Consider the following 14,477-nt stretch of genomic DNA (forward strand, 5'->3'; position numbering starts at 1 on the left):
CGAAGGTGCATGCCGAGGGCTCGGGCTGGGGCTATGGCCGGGAGCTGTTCGCCGCCTTCCGGCATGTCGTTTCGACCGCCGAGGAAGGCGCTTCGGTCTGTTTCGCCCCGCCCGTCGGCGCCCCGGCCCAGGTCGACACGCCGCCCGACAACAACGTCGTCGACCGCGCGGTCGACGCATGACCCTCCCTCAAGCAGAGAGCCGCCGCGCGGCGAAAGACAGGGAAAAAAGGATGTTCCGATGACCATCGCCTGGGACAAGACCCTGCTCGTCGGCGACGTCGGCGGCACCAACGCCCGCTTCGCCCTGGCCCATATGGTCGAGGGGAAGCCGGTGCTCGAACACCATGAGAGCTTCCCCGCCGAGACCTATCCCACCTTCCTCAGCGGGGTGAAGGCCTTCATCGACGGCTGCGAGATCAAACCCACCGGCGGCGTCATCGCCGTGGCGGGGCCGGTCACCGACGGCGAGATCGACCTGACCAACTCCCCATGGCGTGTCTCCGAAGCCGAGCTGCAGACGCTGGGCCTGAAACCTGTGCGCCTGATCAACGACTTCGAGGCGCTGGCCTGGGGCGCGCCCGTGGTGCCGGAGGACATGCTGGCCTCGCTGGGCGGCCCCGCCGAGGGCGAGCCGCACACCGCCATCGCCGTGCTCGGCCCCGGCACCGGATTCGGCGTCTCGGCCCTGGCCCGCGACATCCATGGCAATGAGATCGCCATGCCGTCCGAGGGCGGCCACGCCTGTTTCGCCCCCGGCGACCCCGTCGAGGACGAGATCCTGCGCATCCTGCGCCGCCGCTACGACCGGGTCTCGATCGAGCGGCTGATCTGCGGTCCCGGCCTGCTGAACATGCACCGCGCCCTGGCCGAGATCGACGGCCGCGAAAGCCATATCGACGACCCGGCCCAGATCACCACCGAGGCGCTCGAAAACCCCAAAAGCCATTGCGGCGCCACCCTGGCCCGCTTCTGCGCCATCCTGGGCGCCGTGGCGGGCGACATCGCCCTGACCACCGGGGCGCGCGGCGGGGTCTACATCGCCGGCGGCATCGCCCCGCGCATCCTGCCCTTCCTCAAGGCCAGCCCCTTCCGCGAGCGGTTCGAGCGCAAGGGCCGGTTCCAGGACTATATGGCCGCCATTCCGACCCATGTGATCCTGCACAAGCATGCCGCCCTGCTGGGGGCCGCCCGCGTGGCCTTCGCCGGAGAAAACTGACGGTCCAACACTTTTTTCTCACGGACCCGTGAACCCAAGCGGCGCGGCAGAGTTATCCGGTTTCCACTCTGGAAGGATATCCTCATGCGTAAACTGATCATCGCCTCGGCCGCCATCTTCGCCCTCGCCGGCGTCGCCGCCTGCGAGAGCCAGGCCGACAAGACCGCCGAAGTCCAGGCCGACGCCCTGGAAGAGCAAGCCGCCGCCGCTCCGACCGAAGCCGCCGAAACGGCCCTCAACGAAAAGGCCGACCAGATCGAGCAGCAAGCCGGCAACGCCGACGGCGGCGCGACGACCGCCAACACCCCGAACACCTCGCCGTCGACGGCGAACCCGGGCCAGTAAGGCCCGGACGCCGGGGCCTTCATGACCCCCGGCGGCCTTCGGAAGAGTCAGCCCCCGTCGCGCGAGCGGCGGGGGTTTTCCGTTGGAGCGACCCCCGGTTTCAACGGTAAGAACAGCTCCGCCGCCGTTCCTTGCCCTGGTTCGTCAAGGAAGAAGCGCTGGCAGTAGATGGGAAAGTCGCGCATCTCCTCGCCGCTGGCCGGCAGCCAGTCGCGATACAGGTAGAGGGCCGCGGGCTCCAGGTTATGGGTGTCGCCGCTCACGCGCAGCACCGCGGCGCGTCCGCCGGGAATCTCGCCGGCCCTGACGGTCCCGTCACTGGCGTCGATCCGCTGATCGGGGCCGACCCCTACGCAAAGATCCATGCTGTAGTCGGCGGGATCGGCGGGACGCCGCTCGGAATGCCAGATGTTGAAGGTCGGGTTGGTTTTCGGCGAAAGCCCGGCGGCTTTGCGCCAGGCTATGAACCGCTGGATCGTAGCGTCCAGGGTTTCTGGATCGCCTCGGTGTTCGAAGATGGCCACGCGGGTCGGGGCCACCTCGCGGATGGACACCTGATCGGCGGTGAAGGTCGTCTGCATGATCTTGCTCCTGGCTATGTCGAGAGGCCTGAAGGCCTGAAGCCACGGAACCCAGTCGGGCGATTTCCGGAAACTCGACGGCGACTGCCGGAACCTTTGGCGAAAGGCGCGGGCGAAGGCGTCGGGCGTCTCGTAGCCGGCGTCCAGGGCGATGTCGGTCACGCTCTGCCCCTGCCCGTCGGCCAGCCGTTTCGAGGCCCGCCGCATGCGGGCCAGCTGGACATAGCGATGCAGGGACACCCCGAAGGTCGCCTTGAACTGCCGGTGGAAATGGAATTTGGAAAACGCCGCGACGCTGCTCACCGCGTCCAGATCCAGATCGCCGTCCAGATGCCGGTCGATATGATCCAGCACCCTCTGCATCCGGGCATGGTAATGGTCGAGCGCCGCCGTCATCGTCCTCATCCGTTGTGGCGGTCCCGATATGACTGGTGGGGCTCCCGCGCGCTCGACCGATCTTGCGGTTCAGTCCCTCTTCGGCGGCCACGGGATGAAGGCGCTGGTGCGCCGCACATAGTCCTCGTAGCCGGGTTTGGTCCTGGCGGTCGCCTTCTCCGTGATCCCGATCCCCGACCAGCGCGTCAGGGTGAAGGTCAGGAACGCCGGCCCGAGGACCGCCCACATTCCCGGCCCCGTCTCCGCGGCGATCAGGTACAGCCCCCACCAGACGCAGGCGTCGCCGAAATAGTTCGGATGCCGGGTCCAGCGCCACAGGCCTGTGTCCAGCACCTCGCCCTTGTTGGCGGGGTCCCTCTTGAACGCCGCCAGCTGGGCGTCGCCGATGCTTTCGAACCCGATGCCGATCACCGCCAGCACCGCCCCCGTCCAGCCGATCCAGCCCACGGTCGGCGTGAAGGCGACCTGACCCAGCTGCACGGGCAGGGCTGTCAGCCAGGCCAGCGCGCCCTGCGGCAGGAAGACGAACAGCAGCGCTGTCTTGCCGAACGCCCAGCCCTTCGCCTTCTCCTGGTTTCCGATCAGTTCGACATAGCGGCCATCAGCGCCGTTGCGCCGCCAGCGGCTCAGCAAATGCCAGCCCAGCCGGATCGCCCAGACGCCCACCAGCCAGACCAGCAGCCATTTTCGCGTCGGATCACCGTCCGTGCGCGGAAAGGTCGCCAGCGCCAGCATCAGCATGCCCAGCGGCCAGACGCCGTCCACGAAGCTGACGTCCTTCAGCCGCAACGCGACCAGCCACAGCCCCAGCATCACCGCGACGATCAGGGCCAGGTTCAGGCCCAGCAGGACGGCGATCTCGGTCAGACTCATGGTTCAGGAACGGCCCTGCTCTGGCTACGGACGCAGGGTCAGTCGACGCACAGGGTGGCTTCGGCCTTGCCGTCCTCGACGCGGGTGAAACAGCCGAAGCGGTTGCTGTCGGCCTGACAGACCCCGGCCACCGCCGCGCCTTCCGCCGGACGCGCCGTGACATCGGCCGTGCGGCATTCGCCGGCGCACTGGTCGCTGTCGGTGCAGCGCTTGCCGGCGTCGGCGTAGCGGATCACGCACTGCATCGTCTGCATCCGTCCGACCGGCTGCATCGTCCCGTTGCGGGCGATGCAGTCCGCCGCCGCCTGGCTTTCCGGGACCGCCACAGGCGCCGGCTCATTGCCGAAGCCGTAGTCGCCCTTTTCCGGCACGGGTTGGCAGGCGGCGGCCAGCAACAGGGCCGCGATTGTCACAAGGCGCTTCATTCCACATGTCCCTTCTGGAACCCGGTCCAGACGTCGTCATAGTCGAGCTGCATCGTCGGGGTGGTTTGCGCCCATTCCGTGGTCCGGATCGGCATCCGGGTCTCGAACATGAAGGCCAGGGTGTCGCTGATCTTCACCGGCTTGAGGTCGGCGGCGACCGCCTTGTCGTAGCTGGCCTGATCCGGCCCATGCCCGCTCATGCAATTGTGCAGGGACGCGCCGCCGGGCGCGAAGCCGCCCTCCTTGGCGTCATATTCGCCGGTCACCAGTCCCATGAATTCGCTCATGACGTTCCGGTGGAACCACGGCGGCCGGAACGTGTCCTCGGCCACCATCCAGCGCGGCGGGAAGATGACGAAATCGCAGTTGGCCGTCCCGGGCGTGTCGCTGGGCGAGGTCAGGACCGTGAAGATCGACGGATCCGGATGGTCGTAGCTGACCGTTCCGATCGTGTTGAACCTGGCCGTGTCGTATTTGCAGGGCGCGTTGTTGCCGTGCCAGGCCACGACGTCCAGCGGACTGTGGTCGAAGGTGGTGGCGTACAGCCGGCCGCCGAATTTCTGCACGCACTGGGTCGGCCGGTCGATGTCCTCGAACGCCGCCACCGGCGTCAGGAAGTCCCGCGGATTGGCCAGGCCGTTCGAACCGATCGGCCCCAGGTCCGGCAGGCGGAAGGCCGCGCCGTAGTTCTCGCAGACATAACCCCGGATCGGCCCGCTGCATTCGACGCGGAACCGCACCCCCCGCGGAATGACGACGATCTCGCCGGGCCGGGCGTCGATTCGTCCCATCTCCGTGACAAACACCTGATCTCCCGACTGCGGGACAAACAGCAACTCCCCGTCGGCGCAGTAGAAGACGCGATCCACCATGGAGGTGTTGGCGGCGTACAGATGGATGCCGACGCCCGACAGCGCCTCGGCGTCGCCGGTTCCGCCATAGGTGACCAGTCCCTCGACCCAGTCGGTCGGCGCGTCCGGGATCGGCAGCGGGTCCCAGCGCATCCGGTTCGGCGAGGGCGGCGCTTCGTGGAACGGCCCCGACCGCACCCGGCCCTGGGCGAAGGGCTGATAGGCCGGATGCTGGGCGCTGGGCCGCAGCCGGTACAGCCACGATCGGCGGTTCTCGGACCGCGGCGCCGTAAACGCCGTCCCCGACAGCTGTTCCGCATACAGCCCCATCGGCGTCCGCTGCGGCGAGTTCCGCCCCTCGGGCAGGGCGCCGGGCGCGGCCTCGGTCGCGAAATGATTGCCGAATCCGCTCAGATACTGGGGCGCGTTGGTTCGCGTCATGGTGCGTGTTCTCCCGTGGGAGAGGTTTAGGGCGCCCGCCGCCCGACGGCTAGAACCCCTGGCTCCTCGCCATCCGTTCCTGATGGAAGCCCGTGTCGCCCAGCAGTTCGTTCAGCACCCGCACCCGCTTCATGAACAGGCCGACGTCGAACTCGTCGGTCATGCCGACGCCGCCATGCATCTGCACCGCCTCCTGCACCGCCAGTTCGGCGACGCGTCCGGCCTTGGCCTTGGCCACCGACACGACCAGGCCCGCGTCCTCGCGCCCGGCGTCCAGCGCGTTCAGCGCCCCCGCCGTCGCCGCCCGCGCGATCTCGATCTCGCTGAACAGATGCGCCGCCCGGTGCTGCAGCGCCTGGAACTCACCGATCAGTTTGCCGAACTGCTTGCGCGTCCGCAGATACGCCAGCGTCGTCTGGAAGGCCTGATCGCCCGCCCCGTTCAGCGAGGCCGCCGCGCAAGCCCGGCCGAGGTTCAACGCGCCCTCCAGCAGCGTCTCGCCGCCGTCCACCGCGCCTATGACGGCGTCCGCATCGACCTCGACATCGGTCAACGTCACCCGCGCGGCGTTGTGGGCATCGACCATCACCGTCCGTTCAATCTCGACCCCCGCCGTCTCCGGATCGACGAGGAACAGCGTCAGGCCCGCCTCCGTCCGCGCCGCCACGATCAGGGCGTCCGCCACGTGACCGTCCAGCACGAACCCCTTGGCGCCGTTCAGCCGGAAGCCGTTGCCGGACCGTTCCGCCGTCGTCGCGATCCTCGCCGGCGCATGCTTGGGGCCCTCGTCCACCGCCAGCGACACGATGGCCTCGCCCGCCGCGATCCGCGGCAGCCACGCCGCCTGCTGTTCCGCCGACCCGCCCTTCAGCACCGTCGCCGACAGCACGCCCGACCCGAGGAAGGGCGACGGCGTCAGCGTCCGCCCCAGCGCCTCGGCGATGACCCCGGCCTCGACCGCGCCCAGACCCGAGCCGCCGTGTTCCTCCGGGATGATCACGCCCGCGAACCCCATCTCTCCGAACGCCCGCCAGAGGTCGCGCGACACGCCGTCGGCATCCCGGCTGTCGCGGAGTTTGCGCAGGTGGGCGATCGGGGCCTGCTCGTTGAGGAAGCCGTTGGCGGCTTCCTTCAGCATGGTCTGCTCTTCGGTCAGGATCAGGGGCATCGCTTCCTCAGAGGCCGGTCGGAGGGGAGTTGAGCATGGGGCGGAGGATCTCGAACAGGCCCCACTGGACGAGAAGCACGAGGCTTCCGAAAGACGCCAGCGGAAGAGGCGCGGGCGCCCGGCGCCGCAGCCCTCTCAGGGTCAGTACGTTCACCGCCGGCAGAATGATGATCAGCGCCCAGACCCAGACCGCCACGCTTGAAGAGAACAGGTAATGTCCGAAATAGAATCCCGTGGCGGCGACGAGCAGCGATGTCAGCAGACTGCCCGGGATCACCAATGCGGAAATCGCAAGGGCCAATCCATTCAAGAATCGAGGCGCCGTCATGGTCACGCCCCCGGCAGCTGCAGCAGGTGTTTGGCGATAATGTTCAGCTGGATCTCGCTGGTCCCGCCCTCGATCGAATTGGCCTTGGTCCGCAGCCAGTCGCGCGCCGCCGCCCCGTGGCGCGAACGGTCGCTTTCCCACTCCAGCGCGTCCGATCCGCCCGCGGCCATCAGCAGCTCATGCCGCCGCTTGTTCAGTTCGGACCCATAGTATTTCAGCATCGAGGCGATGGCCGGATGGGCCTGCCCGGCCTTCACCTGATCCCCGGTCCGCTCCATGGCCAGACGGAAGGCGGCGGCGTCGACTTCCAGTTCCGCGATCCGTGCACGGAGCATAGGCTCGTCCAGCCGCCCGTCGTCGTCGAGCCCGATCGAGCCGGTCGCCACCTGGCCCAGCGGACGACCGCCCCCGACCTCGCCCATGGCGCCGATCATGGTCCGCTCGTGCGCCAGCAGATGCTTGGCCACGTCCCAGCCGCGGTTCAGCGTTCCGACGAGGTTCTCCTTCTCCACCCGCACGTCGTCGAAGAAGGTCTCGCAGAACGGGCTCTTGCCGGAAATCAGGGTAATCGGCCGGGTCGACACGCCCTTCGTCGCCATGTCGAACAACACGAAGGAAATGCCCAGATGTTTGGGCGCCTCCGGGTCGGTCCGGACCAGGCAGAAGATCCAGTCGGCCTTGTCCGCATACGACGTCCAGACCTTCTGGCCGTTGACGATCCAGTGGTCGCCCCCGCCTCCAGGAATTGGGTCCTCGGCCCGCGTCTGGATCGCCGCCAGGTCGGAGCCTGCGCCAGGTTCGGAATAGCCCTGGCACCAGCGGATCTCGCCGCGCACGATCCCGGGCAGGAAGCGCTGCTTCTGTTCCTCGGTGCCGAAGGCCAGCAGCGCCGGCCCCAGCATCCAGACGCCGAAGCTGGCCAGCGGCGGCTGGGCGTTTATGCGGCGCATTTCGGAGGCCAGCACCTTGGCCTGTTCCCGGCTCAGTCCCCCGCCGCCGTATTCGACGGGCCATTCCGGCGCCGTCCAGCCCCGCGCGCCCATCCGCTCCAGCCACAGCTTGTGCGCGGGGGTCGGGAAGACCGCGTTGCGCCCGCCCCAGACCCGGGCCTCGTCGCTCTCGACCGGCCCGCGGCATTCGGCCGGGCAATTGGCTTCCAGCCAGGCGCGGGTCTCCGCGCGGAAGGTTTCGGGATCGGCCATGCCGCGTGTCTCCGCGTTTCTGCGTGGGAGGTCTAGCAGCGATTCACCAGTGACGTAGCGTCAGGCAAGCCGCCCTCCGGCGGACGGGTCAGCGGCTCGGCAGGAACGGCGAGAACGTAATGACCGTAAAGGTGTCGCGGATGTTCGGCCGCGTCTGCACCGACTTCGTCACGAAGGTGCCGATGTCCATCTCCTTCGGCAGCTGGAACTTGGCCAACAGGTCGTACTGGCCCGAGGTCGAATAGACCTCCGAGACGTGTTCGACATTGTCCACCATGTCGGCGGCCACGTCGTTGGCGTGGCCCAGCTCGCATTTGATGAAGACGAAGATGGCGGTCATCATGGCGGCGGTCCCTCCGGTGCGTGGAGGTTCATCTAGCGGATGGTTGCGTGACGGGTAAGAGCGAAGCGGCGATCGACGCCGAGGCCGAATACAACAATCGCGCCCGCGTGCCCGACCATCCGGCGGTCATGGCCATGTGGCGCGAAACCGCCCAGGCCGCCCGCGCCGCCCGCCCGCCCGTCGAGATCGCCTATGGCAAGGGCGAGCGCGAGGTCATGGACCTGTTCGACGCCGGCCGCGACGCGCCTGTCGTGGTCTTCCTGCACGGCGGCTACTGGCAGGCTCTGGACAGGAGCTGGTTCAGCGGCATCGCCCCCGCCTTCCTCGCCCACGGCGTGAGCCTCGCCGTCCCCTCCTACGACCTCGCTCCCACCGTCCGCCTGGGGCGCATCCTGGGCCAGGTGCGCGGGGCGGTGGAGACCGTCCGCGCCCGCACCGGCGCCCGGCCCGTCGTCTTCGGCCATTCCGCCGGCGGCCACATGTCGGCCTGCATGCTGTCCGAAGGCCGCGCCTCCGCCGCCGTCGCCATCAGCGGACTCTTCGATCTGCGCCCGCTGGTGTCGACCTCGCTCAACGCCGCCCTCGACCTGGACGAACGCGAAGCCGCCGCCCTGTCGCCGGTCTTCTGGCCGACGCCGAACGGCTCGACGCCGGGCGGCACGATCCTGGACTGTATCGTCGGCGGCGACGAGAGCTCCGAGTTCCTGCGCCAGTCGCGCATGATGGCCGACCACTGGGGCGCAAGCGGCGTCGAGACCCGCTACGAGGCCCTGCCGGGCCTCAACCATTTCACCGTACTCGACCCGTTGTTCGACGCGGATAGCGGGACGACGCATCGCCTCGTCGCCTTGAGCCGCGAGTCTGGCGGCAACGCCTGTTGATTGTCCGTTAGCGTGCCTCTACAGCGGGCTGGTTCCCAACGGTCGCGTGTCCCCCCGTATCCATGTTTCGCGCCTTCCGCAGATTGATTCGCCAGCTTCGCTGTCGCCGCCATCGCTGGCGTCCGGACCGCCGCGTATCCGGACGTGAGTTTTGCGACCTTTGCGGCGCGAAACGACAGACGGCCTGATCCGCGGCGGCTTCGAAACACAAAGTTCCCTGCACGCCGCGCCGCCGCTTTCCCGGGACGCGGCGGGTGGGATAAGCATGGCGGGCTGCCGGCAGCCGGCGGAGGAATCAGACCATGCGCCACGACCGTCTCGCCGTCCTGACCGCTCTTGAATCCCAGGGCGTCGCCCCGGTCTTCTACCATCCGGATCCCCAGGTGAGCCTGAACGTGATCCGCGCCTGCGCCCGCGGGGGGACGAAGGCCATCGAGTTCACCAACCGCGGCGACTTCGCCTGCGACCTGTTCGGCGACATCGCCCGCGAACTGCAGAAGACCGACCCGGACATCATCCTGGGCATTGGCTCGGTGGTCGATGCGGGCACGGCCAGCCTCTACCTCAACCGCGGCGCGCGGTTCGTGGTCAGCCCCTGTCTGGTCCCCGAGGTCGCCCGCGTCTGCAACCGGCGCATGACGGCGTATTTTCCGGGCTGCGGCTCGGTCACCGAGATCGGCCAGGCCCACGAACTGGGCTGCGAGATCGTCAAACTGTTCCCCGGCGCCAGCGTCGGCGGCGCCGACTTCGTCAAGGCGGTTCTGGGCCCGATGCCCTGGACCAAGATCATGCCCACGGGCGGCGTCGACCCGGACGAGGCCAGCATCGCAAAGTGGTTCGGCAGCGGCATCGTCGCCGCCGGCATGGGCTCGAAACTGGTCACCGACGCGGCCGTCAAGGCCGGAGACTGGGCCGGCATCGAGGCCAATGTGCGCAGGACGGTGGACGCGATCGCGAGCTTCCGGGGACGCTGACCCGTCTCTACAGCCCCGGCGTCGGACTGTTCAGATCCAGGTCCGCGGCCGGGATCACCACCACGTCCGGATGGGCCGCCCGCAACGCGTCGATGAACATGGCCGACTGGCCCACCACCACGACATAGGCCTGATCCGAGCCGACGCCTTGCGCCGCCGCCATCACGCCCTCGGGCGTCGTGGCGCTGATCTTGCCGGCGTAGGTCTCGACCTCGGTCAGCGGCAGGCCATAGGTGACGGCGTCCGCCAGCACCCCGCCCAGACCGCCGGTGGTCTCGACCGCGCGCGAGAAGCCGCCGGTGATGAAGGCCTCGCGGTCGGTCACGGCCTGATCCGTCACCGCCTCGGTCTTCAGCCGGTCGAACTCGGCCAGCACCAGGCCGACGACCTCGGCGGCGCTTTCGTTCTTGGTCTGGGTCGTGGCCGCCAGCAGGCCGCCGTCCACCCGCGCGCCCAGCGAGGAGTTCGCGCCGTAGGACAGGCCGCGTTTGGCCCGGACCTCCTGGAACAGACGCCCGTTCTGGCCGCCGCCGATGACGCTGTTGACCACCGCCAGCGGATAGAAGGCCTCGTCCGACCGGCGCGGCCCGCGCACCGCCGCCGCCACCGCCGCCTGACCGGCGCCCGGCAGATCGACCACCACGATGCGGGGCGCCGGCCGGTCGCCCGCCCGGTTCGAGACCGTCGGAACCGCGCCCGACGGCCGCTCCCAGCCGCCGAGGGTTCGCTCGGCGAAGGCGAAGGCCTGCTCCGGCTCCATCCCGCCCGTGATGATCAGGGCGGCGTTGTCGGGCCGCCACCAGCGGTCATGGAAACCGGCGATCTGGTCGCGCGTCAGGGCCTCCACGGACTCCGGCGTGCCCGATGCAGCGGCGCCATAGGCGGCCCCGCCATACGCCAGCCGGTTCAACACCTGCGCGGCCAGCGCCCCCGGTTCGCGCAGATTGACCCTCAGCCGGTTGACGGCCTGGGTCCGGCTGCGCGCCACCTCCTCCTCGGCGAAGGTCGGCCGCATCACCACGTCGGCGAACACCGCACCGGCCTGATCGGCCGAGGCCACAGGGGCCGAGAGGAACAGGGTGGTCGCGTCGGCGCCGGCCCCGCCGCCGATGTTGGCGCCCAGGGCCTCCAGCGTGCGGGCGATCTCCGGGGCCGAGCGGTCGCCGGCCCCCTGGGTCGCCAGACTGGCCGTCATCGAGGCCAGTCCCGCGCGGTCGGCGGAATCCCCCGCCGCCCCGCCCCCCATCACCAGCTGGGCGTTCATGATCGGCAGATTGGTCGAGCGCGCCACGATGACCCGAAGGCCGTTCGGCAGCGTCCTCTCGGCGATCTGCGGCGTGGCCATGGCCCGCACCGGGCCCGGCGCCGGCGGCGCCATCCGCTGCCCCTCGGGCAGCAGTTCATGGGCCGGCAGGACAGCCGGCGGCACGGTCAGGAAGGTCGGGACCGGCGCCGGATTGCGCCAGCTGTCCTCGGCCGCGCCCGCCGGCCGGGCGCTTTCGTCCTGATAGCGCAGCGAGACGCGCGACTGGTCGTTCAGATACGTCCGGGCGACCCGCTGCACGTCCGCCGCCGTCACCGCCTGGATCGCCGCCAGACGTGCGTCGGGGGCGCGCGGATCGTTCTCGGAGACGATGGCCTGGCCCAGGATGAAGGCCCGGCCCGAGGCCGTTTCGCGCTGGCGCAGCTCGCCGGCCACGATCTCGGTTTTTGCCTCGGCCAGCTCGGCGGCGGTGACCGGCTCGTCACGCACCCGCGCCAGCTCGGCGTCCAGCGCCGCCTCGAGTTCGGTCATCGACTTGCCTCGCGCCACCGTGGCGGTGACCGCGATCGAGCCGTCCTCCTCCATGCTGTTGGGGCCGAAGCCGACGTTCGAGGCCAGCTGCCGGCCATAGACCAGCGACTGGTACAGGCGCGAGCTCTCGCCGCGCGACATGATCCCCTGCAGCACGTCCAGCGCCGCGTTGTCCGGATGGTTCGCCGCGATGCCGGGGTAGAGAACGCCCACGGCCGGCAGAGGCACGTTCGGCGCCCAGGCCTCGACCATCCGGGGCGCCGTGCGGGGCGTCTCCACCGGCCGCTCCAGCACCGGCACGGGCCGCACCGGGTTCGGAATGTCGGCGAAATACTGGTCGACCCAGCGGTCCAGCTGCGCCGGATCGAAATTGCCCGATACGATCATCGTCGCCGTGGCCGGACGGTAGTAGGCCTCGTGGAAGGCGCGGGCGTCGTCGATGACGGCCGAGTCCAGTTCCTCGATCGAGCCGATCACGCTGCGGCGATAGATGCTTTCGTCAAAGCTGTTGTCGCCGATGACGAACCGCTGGAACCGGCCGTAGGGGGGCGCCAGCACCCGCTGGCGCAGCTCCTCCTTGACGATCGAACGCTCGGCCTGGAACACGGAGTCGTCGACCACCGGCCGCGCCATCCGCTCGGCGTGGGTCCACAGCATCGTCTCCAGATACTGCGGCGGCACCGTCTCGTAATAGTTGGTGAAGTCCTGTCCGGTCGAGGCGTTGCGCGAACCGCCGGCGTTCTCGACCAGGGTCGAGATCTGGCCGTACGGCAGGTTGACCGTCTTGCGGCTCAGGATGTGTTCGAACAGATGGGCGAAACCGCTGCGGCCCTGCGGATCGTCCTTGCCGCCGACATCGTACCACAGCGTCACCGTCACCGTGCCCGCCGTCGCGTCCGGCATGGCGTAGACGTCCAGCCCGTTGGCCAGTTCCCGGTGTGTGTATTCCAGCGGCGGCACGCTGATCGGCGCGGGGGCCGTCTGGGCCGGCGCCGGTCCGGCGGCGAAGGTGGAAAGCGCAAGGAGCGAGGCTCCCAGAAGGGCGGCGGCGCGAGTCATGTCGGCGGATCCCGGAACGGCGTCTGAACGGATGTCGGACCCTATCAGCGGCGACCGGGGACCATAGTTACGTCGCCGTAATGATCGACTCCACCTCGGTCCGCGTCGGCAGCGACGGCTGGGCGCCCGGCCGCGTCGCCGCCAGCGCCCCCGCCGCACAGGCGAACCGCAACGCCTCGCCGGCCGGCATCCCTTCCAGCAGGGCCACGCAGATCGCTCCCACAAAGGCGTCGCCCGCCCCGGTCGCGTCCACGGCCCGGACCCGGGGCGGCGCCGCCCGTGCGATCTCCACCCCGCGCTGAAGCATGACCGCGCCCCTGGCGCCCATGGTCACCACGACCCGTCCTCCGCCATGGTGCAGAAGGTCGCCGTAGAAGGCGGCCTCGGTCTCGTTGACCACCAGCAGGTCCGCCCGGCGCAGCAGCTGGTCCGAGACGGGCGCCGCGGGGGCCAGGTTGACGCAGACGAAGTCCGTCGCCCGCCCCGCCGCGGCCTCCACCGTCTCGAGCGGCAGCTCCAGCTGGAGGATCAGCGGGCCTTCGATCCGCTGCGGCAATTGCTCGGGAAGGGCGCGGTGGTTGGCGCCCGGCGCCACCACGATCTGGTTCTCGCCCCTGGGATCGACCGCGATCAAGGCCACCCCCGTCGGCGCCTCGGCGTCGGTCAGCACCCCCGCCGTATCCACGTCGTCGGCCAGCAGAAGAGCCATCGCCTCCTCGGCCATGCCGTCGCGCCCGACCCGGCCGATCAGGCTCACCTCCGCACCCAGCCGTTGTGCGGCCAGCGCCTGGTTGGCCCCCTTGCCGCCCGGGTGCCGCGCCAGGGTCGCTCCCGTCACCGTCTCGCCCGCGCGCGGCAGCTTCGGGGCGCTGGCGACGAAGTCCAGGTTGATCGAGCCGACGACCGTGATCCTCACCGCACCGCCTCCGCTATCAGGGCGAACACCCCGTCGGCGTCGGCCGAAGCCGCCCAGCGGTGCGGCGCCGTCGCGGGATCCACGCGGAACTCCACCGCCGTATGGCCGCGCGTCAGTTCGCTCTGCGTCTCGACCTGGATACGACACCGCTTCAGCTCGAACAGGTCCGGCCGAAGCAGCCAGGCGACCGGACAGGGGTCATGCACCGGCGGTGCGTCCCAGCCGACGATCCGCCGCTCGACGCGCTGCGAGAACCGCAGCATCGACGCCGCCGCATCCGCCATCGCCGTGCCTGCCGTCTCCAGCGCCGCGATCCGCGCCTCCGTCGCCCGCACCTGGTGGGTTGCATCCAGCCCGAACAGCACGGCGTCGCAGCCGGTCGCCAGCACCTCCGCCGCCGCCTCCGGATCGGCCCAGATGTTGAACTCGGCCGAGGCGGTGATGTTGCCGCCCTCCGACCGCGCTCCGCCCATGACCGCGACCGGCCCCAGCCGCGCCGCCAGCCGCGGCTCCCGGCGCAGCGCCAGCGCCAGATTGGTCAGCGGCCCCAGCACGGCGATGGCTACGGATTTCTCCGGCCGGCCCATGACCAGATCGATGATGGCGTCCGCCGCATGGCCCGGCGCGCAGGGCGCGTCCGGCTCGAACGGCGGCATGTCGCCCAGCCCCTCGGCCCCGTGG

16 protein-coding genes are annotated in these 14,477 nt (G+C 69.7%); 5 read left to right on the forward strand and 11 right to left on the reverse strand.

From position 1 onward, the window contains the following. From VN378_RS15795 to VN378_RS15805, 3 genes are all read left to right on the forward strand, one after another. On the forward strand, positions 1-182 hold a 182-nt coding region (locus tag VN378_RS15795; protein WP_325744514.1), incomplete at its 5' end, for a hypothetical protein. Positions 183-240: 58 nt separating this feature from the next. Then, positions 241-1,218, forward strand: coding sequence for a glucokinase (gene glk, locus VN378_RS15800; RefSeq protein WP_325744515.1), 978 nt, complete (start codon positions 241-243; stop codon positions 1,216-1,218). An 84-nt stretch (positions 1,219-1,302) separates the two neighbouring features. Further along, on the forward strand, positions 1,303-1,563 hold the full coding sequence (locus VN378_RS15805) for a hypothetical protein (protein WP_325744516.1): 261 nt from the start codon (positions 1,303-1,305) through the stop codon (positions 1,561-1,563). Positions 1,564-1,610: 47 nt separating this feature from the next. Here VN378_RS15805 and VN378_RS15810 read toward each other — a convergent pair whose 3' ends face one another. From VN378_RS15810 to VN378_RS15845, 8 genes are all read right to left on the reverse strand, one after another. Then, positions 1,611-2,540, reverse strand: coding sequence for an AraC family transcriptional regulator (locus VN378_RS15810; protein WP_325744517.1), 930 nt, complete (start codon positions 2,538-2,540; stop codon positions 1,611-1,613). Between the two features lie 69 nt (positions 2,541-2,609). Further along, positions 2,610-3,413, reverse strand: a complete 804-nt coding sequence (locus tag VN378_RS15815; RefSeq protein ID WP_325744518.1) for a DUF1295 domain-containing protein — start codon at positions 3,411-3,413, stop codon at positions 2,610-2,612. A 38-nt stretch (positions 3,414-3,451) separates the two neighbouring features. Further along, positions 3,452-3,838, reverse strand: coding sequence for a hypothetical protein (locus VN378_RS15820; protein WP_325744519.1), 387 nt, complete (start codon positions 3,836-3,838; stop codon positions 3,452-3,454). Then, entirely contained in the window at positions 3,835-5,130 is a 1,296-nt protein-coding gene (gene hmgA / locus VN378_RS15825) for a homogentisate 1,2-dioxygenase (RefSeq protein ID WP_325744520.1), read from the reverse strand. Before hmgA ends, VN378_RS15820 begins: the two co-directional genes overlap by 4 nt. Positions 5,131-5,179: 49 nt before the next feature. Beyond that, positions 5,180-6,298, reverse strand: a complete 1,119-nt coding sequence (locus VN378_RS15830) for an acyl-CoA dehydrogenase (RefSeq protein WP_325744521.1) — start codon at positions 6,296-6,298, stop codon at positions 5,180-5,182. Positions 6,299-6,305: 7 nt separating this feature from the next. Next, positions 6,306-6,626, reverse strand: a complete 321-nt coding sequence (locus tag VN378_RS15835; protein ID WP_325744522.1) for a hypothetical protein — start codon at positions 6,624-6,626, stop codon at positions 6,306-6,308. Between the two features lie 2 nt (positions 6,627-6,628). Continuing rightward, positions 6,629-7,828, reverse strand: a complete 1,200-nt coding sequence (locus tag VN378_RS15840; RefSeq protein ID WP_325744523.1) for an acyl-CoA dehydrogenase family protein — start codon at positions 7,826-7,828, stop codon at positions 6,629-6,631. Positions 7,829-7,916: 88 nt separating this feature from the next. After that, positions 7,917-8,171: an Lrp/AsnC family transcriptional regulator gene (locus tag VN378_RS15845; protein ID WP_325744524.1), complete on the reverse strand. Its 255-nt coding sequence runs from the start codon at positions 8,169-8,171 to the stop codon at positions 7,917-7,919. Between the two features lie 47 nt (positions 8,172-8,218). Here VN378_RS15845 and VN378_RS15850 point away from each other — a divergent pair, with 47 nt between their 5' ends. Both VN378_RS15850 and VN378_RS15855 read left to right on the forward strand, forming a co-directional pair. Next, positions 8,219-9,052: an alpha/beta hydrolase gene (locus VN378_RS15850; RefSeq protein WP_325744525.1), complete on the forward strand. Its 834-nt coding sequence runs from the start codon at positions 8,219-8,221 to the stop codon at positions 9,050-9,052. A gap of 302 nt (positions 9,053-9,354) precedes the next feature. Beyond that, the gene (locus VN378_RS15855; RefSeq protein WP_325744526.1) at positions 9,355-10,026 is read left to right on the forward strand and encodes a bifunctional 4-hydroxy-2-oxoglutarate aldolase/2-dehydro-3-deoxy-phosphogluconate aldolase; all 672 of its coding nucleotides are present in this window, start codon (positions 9,355-9,357) and stop codon (positions 10,024-10,026) included. A gap of 7 nt (positions 10,027-10,033) precedes the next feature. Here the strand turns inward: VN378_RS15855 and VN378_RS15860 are convergent, their stop codons facing one another. From VN378_RS15860 to VN378_RS15870, 3 genes are all read right to left on the reverse strand, one after another. Then, entirely contained in the window at positions 10,034-12,880 is a 2,847-nt protein-coding gene (locus VN378_RS15860; RefSeq protein ID WP_325744527.1) for a pitrilysin family protein, read from the reverse strand. A 67-nt stretch (positions 12,881-12,947) separates the two neighbouring features. Next, positions 12,948-13,796, reverse strand: coding sequence for a ribokinase (locus VN378_RS15865; RefSeq protein WP_325744528.1), 849 nt, complete (start codon positions 13,794-13,796; stop codon positions 12,948-12,950). Then, positions 13,793-14,477 (reverse strand): nucleoside hydrolase (locus tag VN378_RS15870; protein WP_325744529.1); only part of this gene is annotated, 685 nt, incomplete at its 5' end. The genes VN378_RS15870 and VN378_RS15865, both read right to left, overlap by 4 nt.

The organism is Brevundimonas sp. (genome assembly GCF_035561115.1).
Lineage (GTDB): Bacteria > Pseudomonadota > Alphaproteobacteria > Caulobacterales > Caulobacteraceae > Brevundimonas.

What these genes read in the sequence shown, in the direction of transcription:
- hmgA (WP_325744520.1), bottom strand. Translation starts at nt 5,130, where the DNA reads ATGACGCGAACCAACGCGCCCCAGTATCTGAGCGGATTCGGCAATCAT.
- glk (WP_325744515.1), top strand. Translation starts at nt 241, where the DNA reads ATGACCATCGCCTGGGACAAGACCCTGCTCGTCGGCGACGTCGGCGGC.
- VN378_RS15845 (WP_325744524.1), bottom strand. Translation starts at nt 8,171, where the DNA reads ATGATGACCGCCATCTTCGTCTTCATCAAATGCGAGCTGGGCCACGCC.
- VN378_RS15830 (WP_325744521.1), bottom strand. Translation starts at nt 6,298, where the DNA reads ATGCCCCTGATCCTGACCGAAGAGCAGACCATGCTGAAGGAAGCCGCC.
- VN378_RS15805 (WP_325744516.1), top strand. Translation starts at nt 1,303, where the DNA reads ATGCGTAAACTGATCATCGCCTCGGCCGCCATCTTCGCCCTCGCCGGC.
- VN378_RS15835 (WP_325744522.1), bottom strand. Translation starts at nt 6,626, where the DNA reads ATGACGGCGCCTCGATTCTTGAATGGATTGGCCCTTGCGATTTCCGCA.
- VN378_RS15820 (WP_325744519.1), bottom strand. Translation starts at nt 3,838, where the DNA reads ATGAAGCGCCTTGTGACAATCGCGGCCCTGTTGCTGGCCGCCGCCTGC.
- VN378_RS15860 (WP_325744527.1), bottom strand. Translation starts at nt 12,880, where the DNA reads ATGACTCGCGCCGCCGCCCTTCTGGGAGCCTCGCTCCTTGCGCTTTCC.
- VN378_RS15840 (WP_325744523.1), bottom strand. Translation starts at nt 7,828, where the DNA reads ATGGCCGATCCCGAAACCTTCCGCGCGGAGACCCGCGCCTGGCTGGAA.
- VN378_RS15855 (WP_325744526.1), top strand. Translation starts at nt 9,355, where the DNA reads ATGCGCCACGACCGTCTCGCCGTCCTGACCGCTCTTGAATCCCAGGGC.
- VN378_RS15810 (WP_325744517.1), bottom strand. Translation starts at nt 2,540, where the DNA reads ATGACGGCGGCGCTCGACCATTACCATGCCCGGATGCAGAGGGTGCTG.
- VN378_RS15815 (WP_325744518.1), bottom strand. Translation starts at nt 3,413, where the DNA reads ATGAGTCTGACCGAGATCGCCGTCCTGCTGGGCCTGAACCTGGCCCTG.